The organism is Methanosarcinales archaeon (assembly GCA_014859725.1).
Classification (GTDB): domain Archaea; phylum Halobacteriota; class Methanosarcinia; order Methanosarcinales; family Methanocomedenaceae; genus Kmv04.
On the sequence record JACUTQ010000112.1, the window covers coordinates 1 to 7661 of the forward strand.

General features: G+C 40.4%; 7 protein-coding genes and 1 tRNA gene. 3 read left to right on the plus strand and 5 right to left on the minus strand.

The features are described from left to right. Positions 1-128: 128 nt before the first annotated feature. Positions 129-2513: an oligosaccharyl transferase, archaeosortase A system-associated gene (locus IBX40_09240; protein ID MBE0524498.1), complete on the plus strand. Its 2385-nt coding sequence runs from the start codon at positions 129-131 to the stop codon at positions 2511-2513. Positions 2514-2525: 12 nt separating this feature from the next. Here the strand turns inward: IBX40_09240 and IBX40_09245 are convergent. The 4 genes from IBX40_09245 to IBX40_09260 all read right to left on the minus strand — a co-directional run bounded on the left by IBX40_09245 (position 2526) and on the right by IBX40_09260 (position 3776). Next, positions 2526-2597: transfer RNA gene (locus tag IBX40_09245), tRNA-Ala, on the minus strand. A gap of 51 nt (positions 2598-2648) precedes the next feature. Continuing rightward, a complete protein-coding gene (locus tag IBX40_09250; GenBank protein MBE0524499.1) occupies positions 2649-2915 on the minus strand; it encodes an elongation factor 1-beta in 267 nt (88 codons plus the stop codon). Between the two features lie 5 nt (positions 2916-2920). Continuing rightward, positions 2921-3085, minus strand: a complete 165-nt coding sequence (locus IBX40_09255) for a DUF1610 domain-containing protein (protein ID MBE0524500.1) — start codon at positions 3083-3085, stop codon at positions 2921-2923. A gap of 61 nt (positions 3086-3146) precedes the next feature. Continuing rightward, a complete protein-coding gene (locus IBX40_09260; protein ID MBE0524501.1) occupies positions 3147-3776 on the minus strand; it encodes an amino acid kinase in 630 nt (209 codons plus the stop codon). A gap of 106 nt (positions 3777-3882) precedes the next feature. Here IBX40_09260 and IBX40_09265 point away from each other — a divergent pair, with 106 nt between their 5' ends. Both IBX40_09265 and IBX40_09270 read left to right on the plus strand, forming a co-directional pair. Continuing rightward, positions 3883-5064 carry a cysteine desulfurase gene (locus tag IBX40_09265; GenBank protein MBE0524502.1) on the plus strand — a complete coding sequence of 394 codons (1182 nt, stop codon included), beginning with the start codon at positions 3883-3885 and terminating at the stop codon, positions 5062-5064. A gap of 10 nt (positions 5065-5074) precedes the next feature. Further along, positions 5075-5815, plus strand: coding sequence for an MBL fold metallo-hydrolase (locus tag IBX40_09270; protein ID MBE0524503.1), 741 nt, complete (start codon positions 5075-5077; stop codon positions 5813-5815). A gap of 222 nt (positions 5816-6037) precedes the next feature. Here IBX40_09270 and IBX40_09275 read toward each other — a convergent pair whose 3' ends face one another. Continuing rightward, on the minus strand, positions 6038-7408 hold the full coding sequence (locus tag IBX40_09275) for an ATP-binding protein (protein MBE0524504.1): 1371 nt from the start codon (positions 7406-7408) through the stop codon (positions 6038-6040). Positions 7409-7661 lie beyond the last annotated feature (253 nt).

The following is a 7661-nucleotide window of genomic DNA, read 5'->3' on the forward strand; positions in this document are numbered from 1 at the left end:
TGCGATCTCCTGTAAATCCGATTCAATATTTACCCACTCAATCTTGAGGAGATCCACTTTTTTGTTACAATAGTAATTAAATCCATAATAATAAGTTATTTATGCCATATAAATAATAAAAACAACCAATGAAAAAACATGATTTTTTTTTGAAATATAGGTCGTTTCTGTTTTTCATTATAATATCATTTATTGCAGTTTGTATCAGATTATTATCATATTCGAAAGTTTTTGTCAATGGTTCGATCAGTTTAATCGGCTTTGATTCCTATTACCATATGAGGAGGATATTATACACCATTTCCAATTTTCCTGATACAATCACATTTGATAATTACATCAATTATCCTTATGGATCCGAGATAGGATGGCCGCCCTTATTTGATCAGGCTGCATCGCTTTTAGCCATGATCATAAGCTTTCTCTCGCAAAATAAGATCAGTGTTGAATTGTCAGCAGCATTTTTCCCGTTAATTTTAGGAATATTAACATTCATACCGGTATATTTCATAGCTTCAAAGATTTTCAATAAAAATGTTGCTTTATTAAGTGTTTTTATGCTTGCAATTCTTCCCGCACATATTAGTAAATCACTTTTCGGTGCTTTAGATCACCATGTAGCTGAAATACTGCTCTCGACTTCCGCTTATGCCTTTTTTATAGCTGCTTTAAAATTCCCGGATATTTATGACCTGTCACTGAAAGAGTTACGAAAAGGAGTTAAAAATCCCTACATTAGACCTTTGATATATGCAGCATTTACAGGCATTTTTTTTACAATATCATTATTAACCTGGATCGGATCACCTATTTTTATTGGCCTCATAGTCCTTTATGCGATGGTGCAATTCAATGCTGACATCAAAGAAAACAGGTCCTCTGAATATCTTACAATAATATCTATTACCACACTACTAGTTACTCTGATTCTAATTTTTCCATTAATAATAATTATGGGTAGACCTGGATTTGAAATAAGTGCAATGTTTCTTTCGTCATTCCAGGTAGTATTTCTTGCAGGTGCTATTGTAATAATTTTAATAATGAGTCTTATTTCCGGAATCATTAAATCTAAGAATATTGTCTGGTGGAATTATCCTATAACGATCTTATTGCTTGCAGTAATTGGGATGTTTCTTACAAAAATTATTTCATCTTCAATATTTAACTCAATGAGTACGGGTATCTCATATTTATTCCGGGAAGGAATAGTACTTGGGACCATTCAGGAGGCTCAACCTTTATTTTATAATGGTGAAATATTTACTCTATTTCCTCTCTGGTATAATTTCGCATTAAGTTTCTATGTGGCCATCTGGGCATTTATAGTATTTAATAGAATGATGATAAAAGAATCCTACCCACCTGAAATGGTTTTCTTTTCAATCTGGACTTTGGTTATATTTTCACTTACTCTATTACAAAGGCGTTTCATGTACCTTTTGGTTATTAACATTGCATTATTGACCGGATTTTTTATTTTAATGAGTTTCAAGACGTTAAAAATAAATGAAACAAAAATAATAAGTAAAAAAATACGCAAGAAAATTTCATCCAGAGAAAATAAAAAAATTGTCCGACGAGAAGAGTGGTGGAAGTGGACTGTTCTTAGTATTATTGCGATAGTTATTATCCTGCCTAATTTTTTTAACGGGGTTTCCATAGCAACTGACCCGATGATTCCTTCATCTGACTGGAACGAATCGTTAAACTGGCTTAAAGACAATACACCACAAACATCATTTATCAATGCTCCTCTGGAAACACCTGAATATGGTATATTAAGCTGGTGGGATTACGGCAATTGGATACTCTATCTTGCAGATCGCCCGGTAGTATCTAATAATTTTCAGGTAGGAATAGATGATACTGCCAGATTTTTTGTTGAAGCAGATGAATCAAAAGCTAAGTCAATATTAGATAAAAGAAATGTGCGGTATATTATAATCAGTGATGATTTGTTAAATAAATTCCAGACAATAGCATTAATCGCTGGTGAACAAACCAACAATTATGCCACATTTGTTAGTAATGAGAGTGATTCCGGACTGAGACAGTATAGTTTTTTAGATCAAAAAATAATAAATGTGATGCTATGGTCTTTATATATGAATGATGGGTTAAATCTTGGATCTTTTCGACTGGTATATGAATCGAATGAATCTAACATAAAAAACTGGGAAAAACAGGCAGTTAAATCTATCAAAATATTTGAATATGTAGAAGGGGCAAAGTTAGAAGGGTTTGCATCACCAAATGAAGTTATTTTCGCTCAGATAAACATTATTTCCAATCGTAATAGAACCTTTACATATTCCAATCAAGTCATTTCAAATGAAACTGGCTGGTATGAAATAACTCTCCCATATTCTACCAGTGGAACGCCTTATGAGACCAGGCCTTTAGAGTCTTATAAAATTTTAATTAATAATTCCAGCATTTCAAAAAATATTGAAGTTTTAGAAGAAGATGTAATTGAAGGTAGAACTGTCAGAGTGGATCTAATAAATTAAGACTTTCCCAAATGGACCCGGCGGGATTCGAACCCGCGGCCTTCACGTTGCGAACGTGACGATCTTCCCCTGATCTACGAGCCCAAAAAAACTTAAATGGGGTTATAATACCCCAATAATTCTTAATATTTAATATTACAGACGTCCCAGTTCCACGACTGAAACGCTCTCTACTTCATCCACTGCCGCAAAAGCTTCTTCAACCTGCTCGGTGCCGCCCTCAATATCACCTACAATAATAACAGCAATAATGGCTTTCAAGCCAAAGGCAATAGGTTCTTCTGAAAAGCCGTGAAGCTTTGCGCCTTCAGGTATTACCGCCTCCAACCTCTGCTTTAATGTTTCCAGGTCAGTCTCCACGCCTGCAGGCATGATCTTCATTTTAGCTGCTACATCACCCATTGTTTTCACGGTCCCTGGAATCCACAACCCGGACATGAATATGTATTGCTCTGATGCCTACACATTACGCATCTTCCTATTTCTCTTCCACATGAAGGGCATGGGAAGCGAATATATCCTTTCTCAATAAGTTTAACTCCGCATGAAATGCAGCTATCTGCTTGTGCCATCTTCTGATTCTCCTTTTTTGGATTTCGATAGTAGTATGATTATATTGACTTAAAACTTGCTCTAACCTGATATCAAAGTACCCACTGTTGTGTCGCCATCCAGGGCTGCAAGCACACGAGAAGGATATTTACCATTAACCATCATGCAGTCCATGTTATGTTCAACTAAAAAAGAAGGCAGACCCTTATCCACACAGGTAGCATCCCTGTCCACCAGGTCAGCTGCATTGACCTGTGATAACAGGTCCCCATCAATATAAATTCCGTCCACATCGGTAACCTTTATCAGGCTTCTACCGCTTTTCCGGGCAACCCAGGCAGAAATGGTATCTGAAGTTACATCCCAGGAATGGTCCAGACCACTGTTAATCTTGTGCAGCAATTGGTATGGCAATAGAATGTTTACACCGGTGTTCTTGCTCTCCAGGTCCTCGGAAAATGAGATCCCTGTCCTGTCTGCAAGGTAATATGCATATTGTTCCATTGCCAGTACCGCCATCCAGTGAGCCGCTTCATCAGAAATTCCTGCTGTCGCCTGGAATGTACGAATATTATTGGCGAATACGGCACCCCCGGGAACAATTAGAACAGACCGGTTTTCCTTTTTAGCATGTTCATTGATTTTGTTAATAAGATTAGACACACAATCAATGAGACTGCCTCCTAATTTCAATACTACATCGGAGTTCATTGTCAAGATTATTGGAAAGCTAATTATATAAAATGCACCTAAAAATGAGAAAACCCTGAGATACCTGGCAAATATATTTCAGGTTAAACACATAATAGCAATTCATATGTTTGATCCTTACCAGATCCGCCAGGATTTCCCTGTCCTTGAAAATGTAGTATATCTTGACAGCGCAGCCACCACACAGACACCAAGACAGGTAGTAGAAGCCATGTCAGATTATTTTTTCAAATATGCAGGGAACTACGGCCGGGGCGCGCACAGGCTGGCCAGGGAGACCACGAACCATTATGAAGATGCCCGGGAAATGGTTGCAGGATTTCTTGGAGGAGATTACGGGCATACGGTATTTACCCGCAACACTACAGAAAGCATCAATATGGTGGCGCACGGGTTGGACTGGGAAGCTGGTGACCATATAGTGACAACTCTTGTGGAGCATCATTCAAACCTGCTTCCATGGTTCAGATTAAAAGAAAAAGGCGTAGAGGTTACAGTGGTCGATCCTGACCAGTATGGAATGGTCGATCCAAAACATATCGCCGCAGTCATTAACGATAAAACCAAACTGATAGCCATTACCCACGTGTCAAATGTATTTGCATCTATAATGGATGTGGAAGAGATTACCAGGATCGCACATAACAATGGCTGTCTGGCCCTGGTAGACGCGGCCCAGAGTGTGGGTCACATGCCCTTTGACGTGAGTAAAGTAGACTGTGATTTTTTAGCAGTGCCTGGCCATAAAGGCCTGTTGGGGCCCCAGGGGACAGGAGTATTATATATAAAAGATACTGAATCGATCAAACCCACCTATATTGGAGGCGGAACAGTGTTCGCGGTCTCAGAAGACAGTTATGAACTTGAGGAGGCCCCGGGACGGTTCGAAGCAGGTACACCCAACATCCCGGGAGTGATCGGCCTGGGCAGGGGAGTGGAATATGTCAAGGACCTGGGAATTTCAGATATTGAGAGACATGAAGTAGCACTGGCAAGAGATGCAGCTAAACGACTGGCTGAGATCGATAAGGTTGAGGTGTACGGCCCCCCGGACAGGGCTGCTGTTGTGCCCTTCAATGTGATCGGCCTGAACCCGCATGATGTGGCTATGATACTGGACGAGACCAGGAAGATATGTGTACGAAGCGGACATCACTGCGCGATTCCTTCTATTCATTTCCTGAAAGTGGACGGTACGGTCAGGGCATCATTTGGTGCATATAACATTCCCGAAGAAGTGGATCTGCTGGTAGATACAGTAGAACAGATCGCTACGTCACTGACCTGAGGTACCTGTCATGAAGATAACGTTGTTGGGCACCGGTGTGGCTATACCCCAGGCAGAACGCTTCCAATCCGGCCTGATAGTGGAAGGGGACAGTCCCGTGCTGTTTGACTGCGGATGTGGGGTGCTGCAGCGCATATACCAGAGCGGGTATAAGCATACCGATATTTCCAATGTGTTCCTGACCCACCTGCACCTTGACCACTGTGGAGACCTGCTGGCTCTTATTAAGGCTAACTGGCTCTGTGATGTTACTCATACTGATTTATGGGGTCCTGCAGGTACCAGGCAATGGCTGGATGACCTGCTTGCTGTTTACTCATATATGCAGGACAAAGTTGAGATTCAGGTAAATGAACTCGTTAGCGATAAGGTAATAAATGTGGATGGGCTGGAAGTGGAGTGTGTCCGGACTATTCACATGATGCCATCTTTGGGCTATAAAGTGAAAGTCCGTGGAAAGTCATTGTTATATACAGGTGATACTGAACCAGGAATTGATATTGCAAACGCCATCAATGGAATTGATCTGTTAATTCACGAGTGTTCATTTCCTGATACTTTTGAGGTAACGAACCACACCACGCCAAAAACACTGGCTGTAATGCTCGAAGGAAGAGAAGTGGGAAAAATCGTACTCACACATCTTTATCCACAGACCAAAGGATTCGAAATCGGAATGGTAAAGGTGCTGGCTGATGCCTGCAAGTGTCCTGTTGAGATCGGGTATGATCTGCAGGTTATAGAGATATGATCGTAATAGGACCAATGGGTCATTGGTTAAGAGTAATATTGTTGTTGAACGCAGATAGAAAATATAATTCACTGAAGGTTTTATAACAATTCGCAGTTGCGGTAAAAGTATCCTCCCCTCACAGCTTTTCCCCAGCCCCATATTCTCGATAACTTCCTGCACATGGCTGGAGGGTTATGGATCTGCAAATGGGACAACGAGTCCTTTTCGACAAAAAGTGGCTTAAAGAAGTAACTGCTCCAAATATTTCAGGTCATATAATATTACATTATCCCCTGTTATTTTTGTCTTGAATCCCTTTGCAAATATAATATAATACTCCCCTTCTTTTTCAATTGGAACCAAGCTCGCCTTTTCTTTTAGATGCTCAAGGACTTCGCTTGCATTGACCTTGTCGCTCCATTTGCATTCGCAGAAAATGATATGTTTGCTTTTTTCATTAAATGCCACTATATCGATCTCTTGCTCTTTATGCCACCATTTTCCTATCCTCGTGAATCGAAAAGGAAGGAGCTCTTTCTCGTTTAGCATCTCGAGAATTTCCTGGGCAATGTTCTCAAAATGTCTCCCCACGTACCGGTTAAATTGTGGCTTTATGCTTTGAATAACGGCATTTCCTTTTCCTTTTTCGATATCCTCCATTTCAGGATATACGAACTTGAACCAGAAATCAAATAAATTGTCGGCAAGGATATACATTCCTTTTCTGCTTTTGTAGCTCTCGGTAACAGGCACGGTTCGGTAAACAAGCTGGAGGTCAATTAATACAGAGAGGTATTTGTTCACTATGCTTATGCTAAGACCTGTATCATTGACTATCAGCCCGATTCTGTGATTGCCTTTTGCCAGGGAAAGCAGGATTGAGAAATAGTACCTGGGTTCTGTCAGTTCCTGCCTAAGTACGAACTCAACATCCCTGTACAGGAATGAATCTTCTCTCAGGATGTTATGCTCTATATTTGTGAAAACATCTTTTTTTGGGTCAGCCTCCATAATATATGCAGGTGTTCCGCCATATACTGAATAGAATTCGACTGCTTTTTTAATGTCCTTTATGTAACCAAGTATGTGGATAAAGGGAATCTGCTTGATGAACAGCTGCCCTGTCCCTCTTCCATAAAGCGGGCTGCTGTATCCCATTACCATTGATTCCATCATTGAGATGCTTGAGCCGCACAGTATCAGGAAGATATTTGAATTTTTGAGTTTGTTGTCCCAGTAATCTTGCAGGATGGATGGAAGGCTTGGGTCTTCTTTGACCAAATATGGGAATTCGTCTATGGCTATTACGATTCTATCCTCTGCCCTGCTTGAGAGGTATTCAAAAAATCCGTCCCAGCCTGTGAATTCGGTCTTTTTCAGCGGGTCGTCATTAAAGAATTCCCCGAGTTTGTGTGCAAATATCCTAAGCTGGAGGGTTTTTGATTCTTCACGGGCCAGGAGGCGGATGCCTCGATTGTTTGTGAACTGGTCTATGAGTTCGCTTTTTCCTATCCTCCGCCTGCCGTATATTACCATGAATTCGGCTCTGGTGCTGTCGAACCTTTGGTTGAGGAGCGAGAGTTCTCTCTGCCTGTTGATGAATACACTCATAAGTATTATACTTGAGAGTGTATTATTTATAATTTGCGCTGGGGTGGGTGGTTGTGCAAGTCACTATACCCCGGACTTAAGTACCGTAGGCCTGTAATAGATTTCTTCATCACAGTTTTCCATCTTATCCGGCATTTTCTCACCCAAATCTTTTCCATCCATTTCTTTAGTCAACTGACTATAATATCTACTAATGTATTGTAATTTTAACATTTCGAAATCCGGTCATGTAAATTAAATAGATTGGTCATTA